Here is a 17,649-nt window from a genome sequence, read left to right as displayed (position 1 = left end):
GTACCGGCTGGCCCGCCGCACCTGCGGCTTCGCCTGCCGGAACTACCTGGCCAACGGCATCTCCTGCATCATCGACGACGCGGTCTTCCCCGACCTGCCCGCCGTCGGCCTGGGCGGCTGGAAGCGCCACATCGGCCCCGGCATGATCCCGGTGGTGCTGCTGCCCGGCCTCGACTCGGTGCTGGCCAGGAACGCCCGCCGGGCCGGCACCCGCCGCCTGAGCGACGAGGAGGTGGCCCGGATCCACGGGCGGATGGCCGGCTGGTACAACTCCGGGCTGCCGATCATCGACAACTCCCACCTGGACGTCCCGAGCACCGCCGCCGCCCTTGACCAGGTGATAGCGGCCCGGCTGGCCGGCCGCTGACGCGTGCCGGCGCCGCGCTCCGCCTCCGCAGTACCGACCTGCCGTCACACCACCGTGCATCATGATCGGGTTCGATGGAGCGGTCGTGGCTGAGGGGGACGATGTGGTCGAGGTCGGTGCGACAGCCGGTATCGCGGTGGTGTCGCTGGGGATGGTGCCTACCTGGTGGCGGCGACGGCGGGGATCGCGGCGGTGTTCGCGGTGGTGCCGGAGATCTACCTCGCCCTCAAGCTGGCGGGTGCGGCGTACCTGCTCTGGCTGGCCTGGAAGGCGGTGCGGCCCGGGGCCGGATCGGTGTTCACACCGAAGGAGCTGGCGCCGGACCGGCCGGCGCGGCTGTTCCTGATGGGGCTGCTGACCTGTCTGCTCAATCCGAAGATCGCCATCCTGTACGTCTCGCTGCTGCCGCAGTTCGTCGCGCCCGAACCTGGCCATGTCGCGGTGCAGAGCCTGCTGTTGGGGCTGACCCAGATCGCGGTCGGCCTGGCCGGGAACGCGTTCTTCGTCCTGACGGCGAGTTCGGTGGCGGTGTTCTTCGCGCGGCGGCCGCTGTGGCAGCGGGTGCACCGGTACGCGATGGGCACGCTGCTGGGGGGGTTTCGCGGTACGGATCGCCGCCGACCGCTCCCAGGCGGTGGCGGCGGCGCCCTGACCCGGTGCGGCCGGGACTGTCGGCCCCGCCTGCGAGAATCGGATGGTCGTCACACACCCGTCCTGGAGGGGAGAGCCCGTGCCCGAGGGCCACATCATCCACCGTCTCGCGACCGAGCACGCCAAGGCGTTCGCCCACCGGCCCGCCCGGGTGAGCAGCCCGCAGGGGCGGTTCGCGGAGGGCGCGGCACTGCTGGACGGTCAGGTCGTCGCCGAGGCGGAGGCGCACGGGAAGCACCTGTTCCTGGGGTTCACCGGTGACCGCTGGCTGCACGTCCATCTCGGGCTGTACGGGGTGTTCACCTTCGGCCCCGCCCCGGCGCCCGCGCCGGTGGGGCTGGTCCGGCTGCGGCTGGAGAACGACGAGACGTACTCGGACCTGCGCGGTCCCAACACCTGTGAACTGCTCACCGGCGCCGAGAAGTCGGCGATCCACGCCCGCCTCGGGCCCGACCCGCTGCGCCCCGGCAGCGACCCGGGCCCGGCCTGGGACCGGATCTCCCGCAGCCGGACCACGGTGGCCGCCCTGCTGATGGACCAGAAGGTGCTGGCGGGCGTCGGCAACGTCTACCGGGCCGAGGTGCTGTTCCGGCTCGGCATCGACCCGCACCGCCCCGGCCGCGACGTGACCCGGGCCGAGTGGGACGCGATCTGGGCCGACCTGGTCGAGCTGATGCACGACGGTGCGGGCATCGGCCGGATCGACACCGTCCGCCCCGAGCACACCCCGGAGGCGATGGGCCGCCCGCCCCGGGTGGACGACCACGGCGGCGAGGTCTACGTCTACCGGCGGGCCGCGATGCCGTGCCTGGTCTGCGGCACCGAGGTGCGGACCGAGACGCACGCGGCCCGCAACCTCTTCTGGTGCCCGCGCTGTCAGCAGCGCTGACCAGCCGTCAGGAGAGCGTCTTGAGCGCCTGCACCGTGAAGGCGTTCAGCTCCTCGGTGCGGCCGCCGAGGATCTTCGCGGCCCACTCCGGGTCGGCGAGCAGCGCCCGGCCGACCGCGATCAGGTCGAACTCGTCCCGTTCCAGGCGGTCCAGCAGCCCGTCGATGTCCGCGAGGCCGCTGCCTCGGCCCAGGAACGCGTTGGTGAACTCGGTGTCCAGACCGACCGAGCCGACACTGATGGTGGGCCGGCCCGAGAGCTTCTTCACCCAGCCCGCGAGGTTCAGCGTGGAGCCGTCGAACTCGGGCTGCCAGTAGCGCCGGGTGGAGGCATGGAAGGCGTCCACGCCCGCCTCGGCGAGCGGGGCGAGCACCGCTTCGAGCTCCTGCGGCGTGCTGCCGAGCTTCGCGTCGAACTGCCCGATCTTCCACTGGGACAGCCGGAACAGGATCGGGAAGTCGGGCGCCACCACCGCGCGGCAGGCCGCCACCAGCTCGGCGGCGAACCTGGTCCGGGAGACCGGGTCGCCGCCGTAGCCGTCGGTGCGCCGGTTGGTGTGCTCCCAGAGGAACTGGTCGACCAGGTAGCCGTGCGCGCCGTGGATCTCGATGCCGTCGAAGCCGCGCGCCTCGGCGGCGGCCGCCCCGGCGGCGAAGGCCGCGATCACGTCGTCCAGGTCCTGCCGGGTCATCGTGTGCCCGGTCTCCGTGCCCTCCAGCGGGATGCCGGACGGGCCGATCCTGGGCGCCTGCGGGACGGGCGGCGCGCCGGCCACCCGGGCCATGCCGACGTGCCACAGCTGCGGCACGATCTTCCCGCCCTCGCGGTGCACCGCCGCCGCCACCCCGGCCCAGCCGGCCAGCGCCCGCTCGCCGTGGAAGTGCGGGACGGCGGCCCGGGTGCCCGCCGAGGGGTGGTCCACGTAGGTGCCCTCGGTGATGATCAGGCCGACCCCGCCGGCCGCCCGGCGGGCGTAGTACTCCGCGACATCGGTACCGGGCACGCCGCCCGGGGAGAACTCCCTGGTCATCGGGGCCATCGCGATCCGGTTCCGCACCGTCAGGCTGCCCAGGGTGAACGGGCGGGCGAGTACTTCGGTGGCGCGGGAGGTGGTGGTGCTGAGCATCTGGGTTCCACTTTCGGAGCGTGACGTGACCAAGTCGCGGCCGGGGCCGGTTACCTGGCGACAACTCAGTACTCGATCCGTCGATTCCCGGCGGCCGGGTCACCATTGACAGGTTCCAGTCACTGTCGGAAGGATGCCGGTGCCACTGTCGGAACCCTCAGCCCCGGAGGCCGCGTTGTCCGCCCGTCCCGTACTGCGCCGAGCGGCCCGCGCCCTCGGTGCCGCCGTCCTGGGCCTCGCGGCCGTCCTGGCCGGAGGCGGCCCCGCGCACGCCGACTTCGGCTCCGACTACCACGACCCGATCTCCGCCGGACAGCCGCTGACCAGGCCGGACACTCGCTCCTGCGTGGTCGAGGTGATGCACGAGCGGGCGTTCAAGGACGGCTACGGCAGCCCGGCCGACACCCCGTACAACGGCTCCCTCACCCCGCCCGCCGACTGCGCCGGGCCCTGGTCCAAGGTGGTCCTCGACCTGCACGGCAGCGTCGCGGGGCGGCAGTTCGACCGGCTGTTCACCGTCCGGGTGGGCGGGGTCGAGGTGCTGATGTCCTCCACGCCCGAGCCCTCCCGGGACGGCATCGAGTGGCGGGTCGAGCGTGATGTGACCCGGTACGCACCGGTGCTGACGGACACTCAGCCCTTCGAGCTCGACCTGGCCAACGTCACCGACGGCACCTACACCGGCGTCTTCGTGATCTCGGCCACCTTCACCTTCTACACCGCTTCGGCGAGTTGGCCCGCCGCCCGCACCGCCGACCAGGTGCTCACCGGCGGCGGCTTCACCCTCGACCAGGGGCACCCGGGCAGCAGCAGGGAGTTCACCTTCCCGCGGAACCTGGAGCGGCTGACCGCCGAGGTGTACGCGCGCGGCGGCGGCGCCTGCGAGGAGTTCGCGTACGCCTCCGCACCCGAGGAGTTCGTCCAGGCCAACCCAGGCCGGGGTTACTGCGGCCAGGGCCCGTTCCGGGAACTGCGGCTCGCGGTGGACGGCCGGGTCGCCGGGGCGGTCTGGCCCTACCCGGTGATCTACACCGGCGGCTGGGACCCGCTGCTCTGGCGGCCCACCCCGGGTATCTTCGCCTTCGACCTGCCCGCGTACCAGGTCGACCTGACCCCGTACGTCGGACTGTTGCTGGACGGCCGCCCGCACGCCGTCTCGCTCACCGTCAACGCGGCCGAGCGGCAGAGCAACGACGCCTGGACCGGCCAGCTCAACCTGTTCGCCACCGTCGACCACGGCAGCACCCGGACCTCCGGCGCCCTGACGCAGCACCAGGTCGCCCCCGAGGCCGCCGTACGCACCGAGCTCACCGACCTGGGCGGCGGCAGCGGCGACTGGACGGTCACCGCGGCCCGCCACGACCTGGCCAAGGGCTGGGTGCAGACCTCGCACGGCCGGGTCAGCACCGAGGTCAGGAGCGACCGGACCTTCCGCTCCGACCAGCAACTGCGGGACGGCGGCGGCGATCTGACGCTGCACAACCGCACCGACCAGACCTCGACCAGCACCCGCAGGGGCGGCGGCCCGCCGTCCACCGGCATCGTCCAGGAGAGCGCTCCGCTGGATGTCCGCTACCGCTACACGGCCGACGCCGCGGGCAGCACCGACCAGCGCACCGAGATGGTGCTCGGCCACCACCGCACCGCGACGGACGACGGCCGCCGCAGCACGGTGGACCACACCTACGCCCCGTCCGCCCACCGGCACGACGGCGACGCGACCGTCCGCACCGGCAGCTCGGTGGAGACCTACCGCAGCACCGGGCCGGACGGTCCGTACGCGCGCACCATCACCACCCGGGACGGCTGGCCGGTCCCCTGACCGGTGCCGGGGTGTCCGCTGTCCGGGCTCCTCTGACGGCGTGTCGGTTTGCCGACGTCGGCCAGGAGGAACCACGTCGTTCATGCGACGAGCCGGGACGACCGGGGCGGTGGCCCTGGCGGTGCTGTTCGGCCTCGTGCCGGTCGGGTCGGCCGGCGCCGAGGCCGGGGAGCCGGTCGCACCCGGGGTGGTCTACCGGCAGCTGGCGGTGGCGACCCCACAGGGCACAGCCAGGGTGCACCTGCTGACGGTGGATCTGGCGCAGCCGGGGCTGTCGGTGGACCTGCTGCACGCGGACGCGGTGGCGGCCAGGGCCCCGCTGACCCGGCTGGCCGGGGAGCGGGGTGCGGTGGCGGCCNCCACCTCTCCGAGCTGCAGCACCCGGGGGTGGCGGCGACCGGGGCCGCGGTCGGCCCCGAGCTGGCGGCGGGGCGGCCGCTGAAGGCGGCCGTACCCTCGGCGCAGCGCTTCGGCTGGGCCCTGCCGGGCGGAGCGGCGGTCGAGGACGTGGTGGGCGTGGGGCTGGACGGCCGCGCCAGGTTCGGGCGGCTCGCCCTGGCCGGTACGGTCCGCAGTCCCGCCGGGGCGGTGCCGCTCGAGGGCCTCAACCAGTACGCCCTACCGGTCGGCGGGGTGGGCGCGTTCACCGCCGACTGGGGCGCGGCCTCGCGGGCGCGGGCGGTCTGCGGCTCCGACGTCAGCCGGGCCGCGCCGTGCAGCGGCGAGACCCGGGAGGTGACGGTTCGTCGGGGCCGGGTCACCGCGACGGTGCCGGAGCCGGGCGAGGGCCGGGTGGCGGCCGACTCGGTGGTGCTGGTCGGCCGGGAGGCGGGAGCGCGCTACCTGAGCGGGCTGCGCGTGGGTGATCCGGTCCAGCTCGCCCCGCACCTGCTCGACGCCGGCGGGGGAGGGCTACTGCGGTGGGCGCTGGGCTCCTCGGTGATCCTGGCTGGTGGCCGGCCGGTGGACGGGCTGAACGCGTCGGTGGCCGAGCCGCGCAGCTGCGTGGGCATCGGAGCGTCCGGCCGCAGGCTGTACCTGCTGGCGACGGACGGCCGGGGCGGCGAGTCGGCGGGGCTGACGGTGCGTGGACTCGCGGTGCTGATGGGCGAGCTGGGGGCGGAGAGCGCCGGCCAGCTGGACGGCGGCGGCTCCGCGACCCTGGTCGCCCGGGATGTGGCTGCCAGCGGTCGCCCGGCGGTCCGCAACCGTCTCGACGGCGGTGCCGAGCGGGCCGTCCCGAACGGCATCGGTGTGTTCAGCCCGGGGGCCGGTCGGCCCGGCGGCTGACGGTGCCCGATCCGGCCGACGGCCCGCCGGGGAGCGATACATCCCCGGCGGGGGAGGCGTCAGCCGCCCAGGGCCTGCTGGATCGCCGTGGTGTCCTTGGTCCAGGCGAAGGACGCCAGGTCCTCCGCCTCCTCGTCCGTGACCGCCGCGGTCGCCTCCGTCGCCTCCGTGGCCTTCGCGCCGAGCGTGCCGACCCAGTCCCGGACCTGCTGCGCCAGCGCCGTGTCGGTGCTGCGCATGGCGGCGAGCCAGCGGGCGGCCAGCTCGGTCCAGGCCGGGCCGGTGCCGGTGAAGTGGAGCTGGAAGCGCGGGTGGGCGAGCAGCCAGTTCTTCACCGTCGGCGCCTTGTGGGTGGCGTAGCTGTCGCAGATCAGGTGGACCTGGAGGCCGGCCGGGACGGTGGCGTCCAGCTCGTCCAGGAACTTGCGGAACTCCACCGCCCGGCGACGGCGGTGCAGCGAGCCGACCACCTGACCGTCGGTCAGTTCGAGGACCTCGGCCAGGCCCCGGTCGGGGTTGCCCGCGTAGCCGGTGGCGCTGTGCCGGTTCTCGTCCACGCAGACCACCAGGGCCCGCTCCGGCGGGGCGAGGTAGAGGCCGACCACGTCGTGGGCGCGGTCCATCGCGAGCGGGTCGGTGGCCAGCGTGACGGCCTCGGTGCGCTGCGGGGTCAGGTCGAAGGCGCGCCAGACCTTGGCGACGGTCTGCTGCGAGACCCCGGTCCGCTCGGCCAGCTCACGGGCCGACCACTGGGTGCCCAGGCGGGGCTTCTTGCCGAGCGTCTCGCCGACCACCTTGGCGATCTGCTCGTCCGTCATGGTGCGGGGGCCGCCGGCCCGCAGCTCCTCGGAGAGCCCGGCCAGGCGCTCGGTCAGGAAGCGCTTGCGCCACTTGTTGATGGAATCGCGGGAGGCGTTCAGCTCGGCGAGCACGGTGTCCACCGGTACCGGCTTCGCGGCCTTGCCCTGCCCGGCGGAGGCGAGCACGATCTTGGCCCGCATCCCCATCGCGGTAGGCCGCTGCGCGAGCCCCTCCAGCGCGGAGCGCTCGGCGGCGGTCAGGTCGAACAAGGTGGTCTTGGATACGGTGCGTACGGTGCGTGCCATCCCGCAACTATAAGGAACCCGGGGAGGTCAGCCCGCCGCCAGCAGCAGCGTCCCGGCCAGCGCGAGGCCTGCGCCCACCACCTGGACCCGTAGCAGCCGCTCCTTGAGCAGGCCACGCGCCATCAGCGCGGTCACCACGGGGTAGAGCGAGGCGAGCACCGCCGCGACCGCGGCCGAGCCGCTGTGCGCGGCAGCGGCGTACGCGCCGTTGGCGGCCACGTCGGCCAGGCCGACCGCCGTGAGCGGCAGCAGGTGGCGGCGGGCCACAGCCAGGTCGGCGGCGGGGCGGCCGCCCGGCAGTCGACGGTACGTCAGGACCAGCGCGGCGCCGCCGATCATGATGTTGCAGACCCGCTGGACGGTGAGCGCGAGCAGCAGGCCGCCGTCGGCCGAGGACTCGGCGATCAGCACCATCACCGCGCCGAAGCCGAAGGCCGCACCGACGGTCAGTGCCAGCACCCGCCCGGCGGCGGCCGGGCCGCCACGCTGCGGACCGCCCGCCAGCGCCACGCCGAGCACGGCGACCGCGATGCCGGCGAACTGGACCGGGCCCGGCCGTTCGCCCAGCAGCAGGCCGACCCCGACCGGCACCACGACCCCGACCGTGGCCAGCGGGGAGACCACGCCCATCGGCCCGAGGGCCAGCGCCCGGTAGAAGGCGAGCATGGCGAACGGTCCGACCACCCCGGCCGCGACCGCGTACCAGAGGGCGGGGGAGGCCTCCGCCAAGCCGCCGGTGGCCAGCACGGCGACCACCAGCGCCACGGCGGCGGTCAGCTGGGAGGCGACCACGACGGTGAGGGCGGGCAGCCGCCGGGTCAGCGAGCCTCCGCCGAAATCCGCCAGGCCCCAGAGCAGGCTGGCGGCGAGAGCCAGGACGGCCGTCATGAGAGGGTGGGCTTCTGCAACATCATGCTGCACCTCATAGTTCAGTGAAGTGGACTGAAGCAGAAGCGTAGTGCATCAGAATGAACTGTACGAAGCAATATATTAGACTGGCTAGGATTGCCCACGTGCCGGACCCCGACGTCATCTCCCAGGCCCTCGCCCGCAACCTGAAGCGGCTACGCACCGAGCGCGGGCACACCCTCGACGCGCTGGCCGCCCGCTCGGGCGTCAGCCGGGGCATGATCGTGCAGATCGAGCAGGTCAGGACGAATCCGAGCGTCGGCATCGTGGTCCGGCTGGCCGACGCGCTCGGCGTCAGCATCGCCCGGCTGCTCGACTACGACGACACCTCGGTGGTGAAGATCGTGCCCGCCGAGCAGGCAGTGCCGCTCTGGTCGAGCCCGACCGGCGGCAAGGGCGTGCTGCTGAACGGCACCGAGGCGCCGGGCCCGCTGGAGCTCTGGCACTGGGAGATGCTGCCGGGCGACGCGCACAGCTCCGACGCGCACCCGGCGGGCACCGCCGAGCTGGCCCGGGTGGACCAGGGCCGGCTGACGCTGGTGCTGGACGGCCACGAGCACCTGGTGCCGGCCGGTTCGACCGCCTCCTACGAGGCGGCCTACCCGCACGGCTACCGCAACGACGGCACCGAGCCCCTGCGCTTCACGCTGGTGGTCTCGGTGCCGCCGCCGGCCCGCTGACGAGACGTCACTTCTTCGCGCCGTACCGCCGCTCGAACAGCTCCACCCGGCCTGCGGTGTCGAGCACCCGCGACGTGCCGGTGTAGAACGGGTGGCTCGCCGACGAGACCTCCACGTCCACCACGGGGTAGCTGTTGCCGTCCTCCCACTCGATGGTCTGTGTGCTGGTCATGGTCGACCTGGTCAGGAAGGCCAGGCCGCCCGCCTTGTCGCGGAAGACGACCGGGCGGTAGGCGGGGTGGATTCCGGGCTTCATGCGGGGCTCCTCGGGTGTGGTGGGGTCAGCGCTCTTCGCGGAACGGCACGTGCTGCCGGGTGACCGGGTCGTACTTGCGCAGGGTCAGTCGGTCGGGGTCGTTGCGGCGGTTCTTCCTGGTCACGTACGTGTAGCCGGTGCCGGCCGTCGACCGCAGCTTGATGATCGGGCGGAGTTCGTTGCGGGCCATGGGGGGCTCCTTCTGGTGGGATCGGCACGACTATAGCGACATGAAAACCATTTTCAAGTGGTGTAACGTCAGCTCGGTCCTGCCCATTCCGCAGACCCGTGGGAGTACGTCCATGTCCGCGCACTGCCAGCTGACCGGCCGCAAGCCCGGCTTCGGCCACGCCATCTCGCACTCGCACCGCCGCACCAAGCGGCGCTTCGATCCGAACATCCAGCGCAAGCGCTACTGGCTCGCCGGTGAAGGGCGGCACGTCCGGCTGACGCTCAGTGCGGCCGGGATCAAGACCGTCGACCGGATCGGCGTCGAGGCTGCCGTGGCCCGAATCCGGGCCACGGGGGAGAAGGTCTGATGGCCAAGCAGAGCAAGATCGCGAAGGACCTGTGCCGCCGCGAGGTGGTCGCCAGGTATGCCGAGCGCCGCGCCGAACTCAAGCGCCTGATCGCCCGGCCGAGCACCGATCCGGCTGAACGGGCCGCCGCCCAGCAGGAGTTGGACCGCCAGCCACGGGACGCCAGCGCGACCCGGCTGCGCAACCGGGACAGCATCGACGGCAGGCCGCGCGGCTACCTTCGGGCCTTCGGCCTGTCCCGGATCAACCTGCGCAAGCACGCCCACGCCGGCCACCTGCCCGGCGTCCGCAAGTCGAGCTGGTAGGGGAGCAGAGCGAAGTGTCCGATCAGATCAAGCTCCCTGTGGTGGTCGTCGCGGGGCTGCACCGGGCCGAACGGCTGCGTGCGGTCCAGGAGTTGACGGCTGGCGGGATCGACGCGGTGGTGCTCCACCACGACCTGCGGGACGCCTCCTTCGGGATCGTGCACCGCGAACTGCGGGACGCCCGCGGTAGCCACGGCCGGGCCGAGGTGCCGCTCACCAACGACTGCCCGTGTTGCGCCCTGCGCGAGGATCTGGTGCCCGAGCTGACCCGGATCGCGGAGGCCGGGCAGTACGGGCTGGCGATCGTCGAGCTGTGGGGCGGCAGCGACCCGCACCCGGCGGTGGAGGTGCTCACCGGGGCCGAGGGGATCGAACTCGCCGGTGTGGTCACGGCGGTGGCCCCCGAGGAACTGGTCGGCGACCTCTCGGTCAGTGATGACCTGGTCGACCACGGCGAACACACCGCTGCCCAAGACGGCCGGACCAGGGCCGAGGCGCTGGCCCACCAGATCGAGTACGCCACCACGCTGGCCGTACCCCGGGGGAGCAGCGGGGCCGGAGTCGCGATGCTCCGTCAGCTGCACCCCACGGCGCGGCTGGCACGGCTCGGTACGGGCGAGCTCACCCGGGCCGCGCTCGGCGGCTTCGACGTGGCCGCCGCGCGGGACCGGGTCAACCCCGCGATCGCGCTGCTCCCGCAGGAGGACGACCGAGCGGGCGTGGCCACCCTGGTCTGGGAGCGTCGACGGCCGCTGCACCCGGCCCGGCTGCACGAAGCGCTTGAACAGCTGGTACCGGCCGCCCAGCGCAGCCGGGGCCGGTTCTGGCTGGCCAACCGCCCCGAGCTGATGCTCGCCTGGGACGCCGCCGGGGCGAACCTCGCGGTCGAGGAGTGCGGCCCCTGGTTGACCGCGCTGCCGGATGCCGCCTGGGAGCTCTACCCGCCCACCCGGCGGGCCGCCGCCGCGCTCGACTGGCACCCGGTGCACGGCGACCGGGTCCAGCAACTCAGCTTCACCGCCGAGGGGTTGGACGCCGACGGGATCGTCGAGCTGCTCGACTTCTGTCTGCTCACCGACGCCGAGCTCGCCGCCGGTGAGGCGGGTTGGAAGATGCTGCCGGACGCCTTCGAGGACCTGCTGGCCCCCGTCTGCTGAGGAGTGCGGACCCGCTGTTCACCGGCGTCCGGCCGGCACGTCCGGCCCCCGCCATCCACCGACCGACACCCGCCGATCTCCGAGGAGCACGTCAGACATGGCCGTCCCCAAGCGCAAGCTCTCCCGTAGCAACACCCGCCACCGCCGGGCCAACTGGAAGGCCGTCGCCCCGCAGTTGACCCCGATCACCGTCGACGGGCGCGAGGTCCTGGTCCCGCGCCACCTGGTCCGCGCCTACCGGCGAGGGCTGCTCACCCCGTGACGCCCGTCCGGGTGCGGCCGTCAGCAGGACGGCCGCACCCGCGAGCAGGCCGAGCCCGGTGCAGAGCGGCCAGAGCAGCCCCGGCGCGGCCTGGTACACCGCGCCGCCCAGTGCAGGGGCGAGCACGGTGCCGCTGACCGAGGCTCCGGCGTACAGGCTCTGGAAGCGGCCCTGCAGATGCGCGGGCGCGCAGTCCGCCACGTACGCGGTGGCCGGGGTCTTGTAGAGGATCTCGCCCGCGGTGAGCAGCACCATCATGGCCACGGCGGCCCAGACGAAGGCGCCGGGCAGCAGGGCCGCGTACCCGAGTCCGACCAGCACCAGCCCGCCGCCGATGATCCGCAGCGGGGCCTGGTTGCGCAGGGCCACGGCGGCGGGCAGCTCCAGGCAGAGGATCACGCCGCCGTTGATGGCCATCAGCGCGCCGTACACGCCGGTGCCGATGCCGTGGTCGCCGAGGAAGACCGGCAGCGTCGAGTACTGCTGGCGGTAGACGGTGTCGATCACCACGACCGCGGGCAGCAGCACCAGCAGCGCGGGCCTGGCCCGCAGCGACTGCCACACGCCGGGCCCGCCGACCGCCACGGCGGCCCGCTCGGCCGGGCTCGGGTCGGCCTCAAGCACCTTGGCCGCGTACGCCGCGAAGAGCAGGGTGCCGACGCCGTCGGCCACGAACAGCCAGCCGTACGAGAACCGAGTGGCGATCAGCGCCCCGAGCGGTGGCCCGACGGTGAAACCGGCGTTCGCGGCGAAGCGCATCACCGCGATGCCCTGGCGCCGAGCCCCGGGCGGCACGGCGGCCGCGACCAGGGTGGAGTTGGCGGCCCGGACCGCCCCGGCGGCGTACTGGCAGACCGGTAGTACCACCAGCAGCGCGGCGATCGGCAGGACACTGAGGAACAGCAGGCCGGTACCGGACACGACGGAGGCGGCCAGCAGCGTACGGCGGTGGCCGAAGTGGTCGCCGAACCAACCGCCGGTGAAGTTCCCGGCGATCAGCCCGACCCCGCCGACCCCCGCGACCAGACCGGCCGAGGCGACGCTGAGGCCGCGTTCGCCGGTCAGGTAGACGAAGAGGTAGACGAACGTGAAGGACACCACCATGTTGGCGAAGATCCCCGCCGACAGCAGCCAGACGGTCCTCGGTACCTGCCGCACGTGCGCCCCCAGTAAGTTCCTTTAGGAAACTGACTATGTCAGCATGGGAAGGTGGGGGTCAACGCAACAGCGGGAGGACCGATGCCCAGACGGGGTGGCCCGGGCGACGACAACTGCGCCATCGCCCGGTCGCTGGACGTGGTCGGCGACGCCTGGACGCTGCTGATCCTGCGCGACGTGGCACGTGGGCTGCACCGATTCGACCTGTTGCAGCACGAACTCGGCCTCTCCCGCAAGGTCCTGACGGAGCGTCTGCACCTGCTGGTGGACGCCGAGGTGCTGACCCGCGAGCCCTACCAGGACCGGCCGCCCCGGTACGAGTACCGGCTCACCCCGCGTGGGCGGGCCCTGCTGCCCGTCCTGGTCGCGCTCCAGGACTGGGGCGACACCTGGCTGCTCGGCCCCGGCGAGCCGACCGCCACCACCGCCGAGACCTCCCACGAGGCCGAGCGGGTGCACGCCCTGCTCGGCACCCGGGTGCCCGAGCTGCTGCTCACCGACGCCACCGGGCAGCTCCGCGATCCGGTCTCCGGCACCACGGTGCTGTACTGCTTCCCCGGCGCCTTCGTCCGCCCTGAGTCCTACCCGCCCGGTTGGGCCGCCGTCCCCGGCGCGGCCGGCTGCACCCTCGAGTCCCGCACCTACCAGGCCAGGCTGGCGGAGTTCGCCGCTGTCGGCGCCACGGTGCACGGCGTCTCCACCCAGCGCACCGACGAACAGCGCGCCTTCGCCGAGGCCGAGGGGCTGGACTTCCCCCTGCTCTCCGACGCGGGCCTCGAACTCACCGCCGCCCTGCGCCTGCCCACCGTCCGGGCCGGCGGCACCACCCGTCTCAAGCGCCTCACCCTGGTGATCGGCCCGGACCGGGTGGTCCGCTCGGTGCTCTACCCGGTCCCGGACATCCTGGAGAGCGTCGACGCCGCCCTGCTGACGGCCGGTGAGATCGCGCGGTAGCAGAACCGCAGGGGTCCTGGCGGCCCTGATTCGCTGCCCGAACGGCCGTTGACCTGCTCGGCGGCGCCCCGATTGGATCGGTGGACCAACCTCCCACCGAAAAGGGTGCCCCACCGTGGCTCCACCGAAGTCCCGCTTTCTCCGGGCGGCTCGCGCCGCACTGGTCCTCGCCGTCCTCGCAGCGCCCGTCGCGGGGACGCACACCGCCTCGGCGGAGACCGTCCCGACGGCGGTGAACCCGCAGAACTGGATGTCCGGCGTCGGGGGCGAGACCCCGCTCAGCGCCATGACCATCCCGGGCACGCACGAGACGCTGGCGATCCACGGCGGCATGTTCGTGCAGACCCAGTACGACTACGGCGACAGCGGGGCGACCCTGGGGCACCAGCTGGACAGCGGCATCCGGGCCATCGACATCCGGGTCCGGGTGGTCGACGGCGGGTTCACCATCCACCACGGCGCGTACTACCAGAACGCGGTCTTCGACGACGTGCTCGGCCAGGCGCGGAACTTCCTGGCGGCACACAGCAGCGAGACCGTCCTGCTGCGCCTCCACTCGGAGTGCGGGGGCGACACCCTGGCCTCACCCACCAGTTGCGTGGACCAACCGTGGAAGGCCACCCAGGCCGAGCGGATGGCGATCCTCGACCGGTACGTCGAACAGAACAAGGACCTCTTCTACGACAAGTCGGTCGTCAAGCCCACCCCGGCCGAGGGCGGGCTCTACTACTACCACCAGGCGGAGATGCCCAAGCTCTCCGAGGTGCGCGGCAAGATCGTGCTCACCAACTTCGAAGGGCCCGGCGGGGGCGACTACGGCTACGGGATCAAGGACTACAAGAGCCACCTGGGCGATCTGGACCAGCCCGCGAGCATCGAACAGAAGTGGGACGCCGTCCGGACCCACCTGGACGAGGCCGCGCTTTCGAGCAGCGGCATGTACGTCACCTACACCTCGGCGTCCACAGCCGCGCACACGCCGGACGGCTTCGCCAACGGCGAGTACCGCATGATCGGCCCGCGCGAGCGGGTCAAGATCGAGGGCGTCAACAGCAAGCTGGGCAGCTACCTCGGCAGTCCCGACGTGACCAAGCACCTGGGCGTCGTCATGATGGACTTCCCCACCGCGAGCGTCATCGACCCGCTCATCACCCGCAATCTCTTCCTCGCGGGCCCGAACAAGCCGGTCTTCCTGGCCACGCCGCCCTCCCGGTACTCCCTGGAGAACGCGTACTCCTACCTGGCCGGTGACCTCGACCGGTACGGCAGCGGCAGCGACCTGCGGATGCCGCAGAGCTACCGGGGCGGCTACTTCGACGATCCCTCCTTCGGCCCGGACGGCTTCCAGGCCAGCTTCACCTACGACAACGCGCTGGTGGTCGCGGCCTTCCTGCAGCGCGGCAACTCCGACGACGTCGGCCGCGCCACGGCCCTCGGCGACAGCCTGCTGTACGCCCAGGCCCACGACATCGTGCCGGACGGCCGGCTGCGCGCCTCGTACGAGCCCAACCCCTTCGTCACCGCCTCGGGCGCACCGTACGTCGGCGGCTTCTCGGTCTATACCGGCAACATGGCCTGGGCCGGGATGACGTTCACCCGGCTCTACCACGCCACGGGTCAACAGCGCTTCCTGGACGGTGCGTTGAAGGCCGCCAACTGGATCCAGAGCAACGCGGCGGACAGCCGGGGTGCGGGCGGCTACACGGGTGGGCTGCGCAACACCGACGAGACCGGGGCGGAGATGATCCCGATCAGCTGGAAGGCCACCGAACACAACATCGACACCGGGGCGTTCTTCAAGATGCTCGCCCAGGTCACCGGGGACGGCGCCTGGAAGGCCCGGTCCGACAACGCCTTCGCCTTCGTCCGCACCATGCAGGCCGCCAACGGGCACCTGTGGACCGGCACCGGCCTGGACGGCGTCACGATCAACGAGGACGTCGAGCCCGAGGACGTCCAGACCTGGAGCTACCTGGCCACCAAGGACCCGGCGTACGCGCCCGCCGTGGACTGGGCGGCGGGGCGGATGGCCGCCACCGACGGCGGGTTCACCGGCGTCAGCTTCAGCGGGGTGGACACCAGCAAGGTCTGGTTCGAGGGCACCGCACACCTGGCCGCCGCCTACCGGGCCCGCAACGCCCCGGGTGACGCGGAGAAGGCCACCACCCTGCTGGCCTCCATCGCGGCGGCCCAGACCAACGCCCCCAACAACGACGGCCGCGGCATCGTCGCCGCCTCCAGCGACGGCCTGCAGACCGGCGAGGGCGACATCTACTACGCGGCCCTGCACACCGGCGCCACCGCGTGGTACCTGATCGCCGCGCAGGGCGGGAACCCGTTCGTCCTGTAGGGAGACGCCGGCTCCCGGGCGTTCCGATCGGGTGCGCTCGGGAGGCGGCTTCGGCCACGGGTTCTTAGGCTCGGGGCATGGTTGAGGCATACGCGGCACGGCGTGAACGGCTGAGGGAACACTGCAGTGCCTCGGGGGCCGACGCCGCGCTGGTCACGCGCGCTGCGAACGTCCGCTACCTCACCGGCTGCGCGCCCTGCGGCGCCACCCTGCTGCTCACCCGGGACCGCGCCGTCCTGGCGCTGCCCGACGACCTGCCGCCGGACGACACCGGTGAGCACCTGCTGCCGGACGACCCCGAGGTGGCCAGGCTGCCGGTGGCCGGGGGCGCCGACACCGCGCTGGCCGCCGCCGAGGCGGCGGGCCGGCTCCGGGTGCGGGATCTCGCGGTCGAGGAGCACGACCTGACGGTCAGCCGGCACCGAGGGGTCGCCGGGCTGGCCGAGGGCGTCAACCTCAAGGACCTGGCCCGGGCCGTCGAACAGCTGCGCGTGGTCAAGGACGAGCACGAGATCGCCGACCTGCGGATCGCCGCCGAGATCGCCGACCAGGCACTCGGTGAGCTGCTGGAGTCGATCCTGGTCGGCCGGACCGAGCGCCACCTGGCGATGGAGCTGGAGCGCCGCATGATCGACCACGGCGCGGACCGGGCCGCCTTCCCGGTCTCGGTCGGCACCGGCAGCCACTCGGGACAGGAGTTCCACCTGCCCACCGACCGCCGGGTCGAGGAGGGCGACTTCCTGACCGTGGTGCTCGGCGCCCAGTACCGGGGCTACGGCGTCTCCACCGCCCGGACCTTCGTGATCGGCGCGGCTCCGGCGCCCTGGCAGGTGGAGCTGCACCGGCTGGTGTTCCGGGCCCAGCGGGCCGCCCGGGAGGCGCTCGGCCCCGGTGTTCCGCAGCACGTACCCGACCAGGCGGCCCGCGAGATCCTCCAGTCCGGGGGGCACACGGAGAGCTCTGCGCACCCGCTCGGTCACGGCATCGGTCTGGAGATCCGGGAGGCGCCGCGTCTCGGGCCCGCGGACATGGGTAAACTGGACAATCGCGTGCCGGTCACCGTCGGTCCCGGGGTACACATCCCGGGTAAGGGTGGAGTCCGGATCGAGGACACGCTCGTGGTTCGCTCCCTCGAAGAGGGCGGGCCCGAGCTGCTCACCATCACTACCAAGGAGCTCCTCGCGCTGTAGCCGCCCCAGGGCGGTTGCGGTTCCGCGCAATCCCTTGGTTCCTTGACAGCTATATCCAGGAGTAAGTGCGCCCGTGGCTTCCACGAACGATCTCAAGAACGGCATGGTTCTCAAGCTGGACGGCGGCAAGCTGTGGTCCGTCGTCGAGTTCCAGCACGTCAAGCCCGGTAAGGGCCCGGCCTTCGTGCGCACGAAGCTCAAGGAGGTCCTGACCGGCAAGGTCGTCGACAAGACCTTCAACGCCGGCACCAAGGTCGAGACCGCCAACGTCGACAAGCGTGGGATGCAGTTCTCCTACAAGGACGGCGAGCAGTTCGTGTTCATGGACACGGACACCTACGACCAGATCATGGTCGACCCGAAGGTCGTCGGCGACGCCGCCGATTACCTGCTCGAGGGCTTCGAGGCCCTGGTCGCCATGTACGAGGGCTCGGCCATCTACATCGAGCTCCCGGCCTCCGTCGAGCTGGTCATCTCGCACACCGAGCCCGGCGTGCAGGGCGACCGCTCCACCGGCGGCTCCAAGCCGGCCACGCTGGAGACCGGCGCCGAGATCGCCGTCCCGCTCTTCATCGTCACCGGCGAGAAGATCAAGGTCGACACTCGCGACGGCAGCTACCTGGGCCGGGTCAAGTAAA

General features: G+C 72.6%; 17 protein-coding genes and 3 pseudogenes. 14 read left to right on the top strand and 6 right to left on the bottom strand.

Features of this window, described 5'->3' with window-relative positions; genetic code table 11:
• The 3 genes and pseudogenes from ASC99_RS40055 to ASC99_RS03605 all read left to right on the top strand — a co-directional run.
• Positions 1 to 367 (top strand): annotated as a pseudogene (locus ASC99_RS40055) (hypothetical protein); the annotation flags it as partial.
• A gap of 165 nt (positions 368 to 532) precedes the next feature.
• A pseudogene (locus ASC99_RS36875) lies at positions 533 to 907 on the top strand (LysE family translocator); the annotation flags it as partial.
• Positions 908 to 1,097: 190 nt separating this feature from the next.
• Positions 1,098 to 1,907, top strand: a complete 810-nt coding sequence (locus tag ASC99_RS03605) for an Fpg/Nei family DNA glycosylase (RefSeq protein WP_057228163.1) — start codon at positions 1,098 to 1,100, stop codon at positions 1,905 to 1,907.
• A 7-nt stretch (positions 1,908 to 1,914) separates the two neighbouring features.
• Here ASC99_RS03605 and ASC99_RS03600 read toward each other — a convergent pair whose 3' ends face one another.
• Complete coding sequence (locus tag ASC99_RS03600; RefSeq protein ID WP_057228161.1) at positions 1,915 to 3,033, bottom strand: NADH:flavin oxidoreductase; 1,119 nt, start codon at positions 3,031 to 3,033, stop codon at positions 1,915 to 1,917.
• A 175-nt stretch (positions 3,034 to 3,208) separates the two neighbouring features.
• On the opposite strand from ASC99_RS03600, the gene ASC99_RS03595 reads away from it, so the two are divergent.
• On the top strand, positions 3,209 to 4,855 hold the full coding sequence (locus ASC99_RS03595; RefSeq protein WP_057228159.1) for a peptide-N4-asparagine amidase: 1,647 nt from the start codon (positions 3,209 to 3,211) through the stop codon (positions 4,853 to 4,855).
• 387 nt (positions 4,856 to 5,242) lie between these two features.
• Positions 5,243 to 6,145 (top strand): phosphodiester glycosidase family protein, encoded by a 903-nt coding sequence (locus tag ASC99_RS42015; protein WP_369825072.1) that lies wholly within the window; start codon positions 5,243 to 5,245, stop codon positions 6,143 to 6,145.
• Positions 6,146 to 6,204: 59 nt separating this feature from the next.
• Here the strand turns inward: ASC99_RS42015 and ASC99_RS03585 are convergent, their stop codons facing one another.
• Both ASC99_RS03585 and ASC99_RS03580 read right to left on the bottom strand, forming a co-directional pair.
• Complete coding sequence (locus ASC99_RS03585) at positions 6,205 to 7,251, bottom strand: helix-turn-helix domain-containing protein (RefSeq protein ID WP_057228157.1); 1,047 nt, start codon at positions 7,249 to 7,251, stop codon at positions 6,205 to 6,207.
• A 27-nt stretch (positions 7,252 to 7,278) separates the two neighbouring features.
• Positions 7,279 to 8,139, bottom strand: a complete 861-nt coding sequence (locus tag ASC99_RS03580) for an EamA family transporter (protein ID WP_057228155.1) — start codon at positions 8,137 to 8,139, stop codon at positions 7,279 to 7,281.
• A gap of 125 nt (positions 8,140 to 8,264) precedes the next feature.
• Between ASC99_RS03580 and ASC99_RS03575 the strand changes: the two genes are divergently transcribed.
• Positions 8,265 to 8,840 carry a helix-turn-helix domain-containing protein gene (locus ASC99_RS03575; RefSeq protein WP_057228153.1) on the top strand — a complete coding sequence of 192 codons (576 nt, stop codon included), beginning with the start codon at positions 8,265 to 8,267 and terminating at the stop codon, positions 8,838 to 8,840.
• 7 nt (positions 8,841 to 8,847) lie between these two features.
• Here the strand turns inward: ASC99_RS03575 and ASC99_RS03570 are convergent, their stop codons facing one another.
• Positions 8,848 to 9,096 carry a type B 50S ribosomal protein L31 gene (locus ASC99_RS03570; RefSeq protein WP_057228151.1) on the bottom strand — a complete coding sequence of 83 codons (249 nt, stop codon included), beginning with the start codon at positions 9,094 to 9,096 and terminating at the stop codon, positions 8,848 to 8,850.
• Positions 9,097 to 9,121: 25 nt separating this feature from the next.
• Complete coding sequence (gene rpmG / locus ASC99_RS03565; RefSeq protein WP_057228149.1) at positions 9,122 to 9,286, bottom strand: 50S ribosomal protein L33; 165 nt, start codon at positions 9,284 to 9,286, stop codon at positions 9,122 to 9,124.
• Between the two features lie 112 nt (positions 9,287 to 9,398).
• Between rpmG and rpmB the strand changes: the two genes are divergently transcribed.
• From rpmB to rpmF, 4 genes are all read left to right on the top strand, one after another.
• Positions 9,399 to 9,635: a 50S ribosomal protein L28 gene (rpmB, locus tag ASC99_RS03560; protein ID WP_057228148.1), complete on the top strand. Its 237-nt coding sequence runs from the start codon at positions 9,399 to 9,401 to the stop codon at positions 9,633 to 9,635.
• Positions 9,635 to 9,940, top strand: a complete 306-nt coding sequence (gene rpsN / locus ASC99_RS03555; RefSeq protein ID WP_057228146.1) for a 30S ribosomal protein S14 — start codon at positions 9,635 to 9,637, stop codon at positions 9,938 to 9,940. Before rpmB ends, rpsN begins: the two co-directional genes overlap by 1 nt.
• A gap of 14 nt (positions 9,941 to 9,954) precedes the next feature.
• A complete protein-coding gene (locus ASC99_RS03550) occupies positions 9,955 to 11,097 on the top strand; it encodes a GTP-binding protein (protein WP_235502901.1) in 1,143 nt (380 codons plus the stop codon).
• Between the two features lie 97 nt (positions 11,098 to 11,194).
• Positions 11,195 to 11,359, top strand: coding sequence for a 50S ribosomal protein L32 (rpmF, locus tag ASC99_RS36870; RefSeq protein WP_082598071.1), 165 nt, complete (start codon positions 11,195 to 11,197; stop codon positions 11,357 to 11,359).
• Here the strand turns inward: rpmF and ASC99_RS03545 are convergent.
• Positions 11,336 to 12,517 (bottom strand): annotated as a pseudogene (locus ASC99_RS03545) (MFS transporter); the annotation flags it as partial. The gene rpmF and the pseudogene ASC99_RS03545 sit on opposite strands and share 24 nt — an antisense overlap.
• An 81-nt stretch (positions 12,518 to 12,598) precedes the next feature.
• Here ASC99_RS03545 and ASC99_RS03540 point away from each other — a divergent pair.
• From ASC99_RS03540 to efp, 4 genes are all read left to right on the top strand, one after another.
• Positions 12,599 to 13,471 (top strand): winged helix-turn-helix transcriptional regulator, encoded by an 873-nt coding sequence (locus tag ASC99_RS03540; protein ID WP_057228144.1) that lies wholly within the window; start codon positions 12,599 to 12,601, stop codon positions 13,469 to 13,471.
• A gap of 115 nt (positions 13,472 to 13,586) precedes the next feature.
• The gene (locus ASC99_RS03535; protein ID WP_057241204.1) at positions 13,587 to 15,821 is read left to right on the top strand and encodes a phosphatidylinositol-specific phospholipase C domain-containing protein; all 2,235 of its coding nucleotides are present in this window, start codon (positions 13,587 to 13,589) and stop codon (positions 15,819 to 15,821) included.
• Between the two features lie 77 nt (positions 15,822 to 15,898).
• On the top strand, positions 15,899 to 17,011 hold the full coding sequence (locus tag ASC99_RS03530; RefSeq protein WP_057228140.1) for a Xaa-Pro peptidase family protein: 1,113 nt from the start codon (positions 15,899 to 15,901) through the stop codon (positions 17,009 to 17,011).
• 73 nt (positions 17,012 to 17,084) lie between these two features.
• Positions 17,085 to 17,648: an elongation factor P gene (efp, locus tag ASC99_RS03525; protein ID WP_057228138.1), complete on the top strand. Its 564-nt coding sequence runs from the start codon at positions 17,085 to 17,087 to the stop codon at positions 17,646 to 17,648.
• Position 17,649 lies beyond the last annotated feature (1 nt).

Origin of the sequence: Kitasatospora sp. Root107 (assembly GCF_001424875.1) — a bacterium.
GTDB lineage: Bacteria > Actinomycetota > Actinomycetes > Streptomycetales > Streptomycetaceae > Kitasatospora.
Note: the sequence above shows the minus strand (reverse complement) of the source record. Positions and strands in the feature narration are given on the sequence as shown.

Bases quoted from the DNA above. Each gene is read 5' to 3' on its own strand.
- ASC99_RS03580 (WP_057228155.1), bottom strand. From the start codon at position 8,139: ATGACGGCCGTCCTGGCTCTCGCCGCCAGCCTGCTCTGGGGCCTGGCG.
- ASC99_RS03530 (WP_057228140.1), top strand. From the start codon at position 15,899: ATGGTTGAGGCATACGCGGCACGGCGTGAACGGCTGAGGGAACACTGC.
- ASC99_RS03570 (WP_057228151.1), bottom strand. From the start codon at position 9,096: ATGAAGCCCGGAATCCACCCCGCCTACCGCCCGGTCGTCTTCCGCGAC.
- rpsN (WP_057228146.1), top strand. From the start codon at position 9,635: ATGGCCAAGCAGAGCAAGATCGCGAAGGACCTGTGCCGCCGCGAGGTG.
- ASC99_RS03540 (WP_057228144.1), top strand. From the start codon at position 12,599: ATGCCCAGACGGGGTGGCCCGGGCGACGACAACTGCGCCATCGCCCGG.
- ASC99_RS03585 (WP_057228157.1), bottom strand. From the start codon at position 7,251: ATGGCACGCACCGTACGCACCGTATCCAAGACCACCTTGTTCGACCTG.
- rpmG (WP_057228149.1), bottom strand. From the start codon at position 9,286: ATGGCCCGCAACGAACTCCGCCCGATCATCAAGCTGCGGTCGACGGCC.
- ASC99_RS03600 (WP_057228161.1), bottom strand. From the start codon at position 3,033: ATGCTCAGCACCACCACCTCCCGCGCCACCGAAGTACTCGCCCGCCCG.
- rpmF (WP_082598071.1), top strand. From the start codon at position 11,195: ATGGCCGTCCCCAAGCGCAAGCTCTCCCGTAGCAACACCCGCCACCGC.
- rpmB (WP_057228148.1), top strand. From the start codon at position 9,399: ATGTCCGCGCACTGCCAGCTGACCGGCCGCAAGCCCGGCTTCGGCCAC.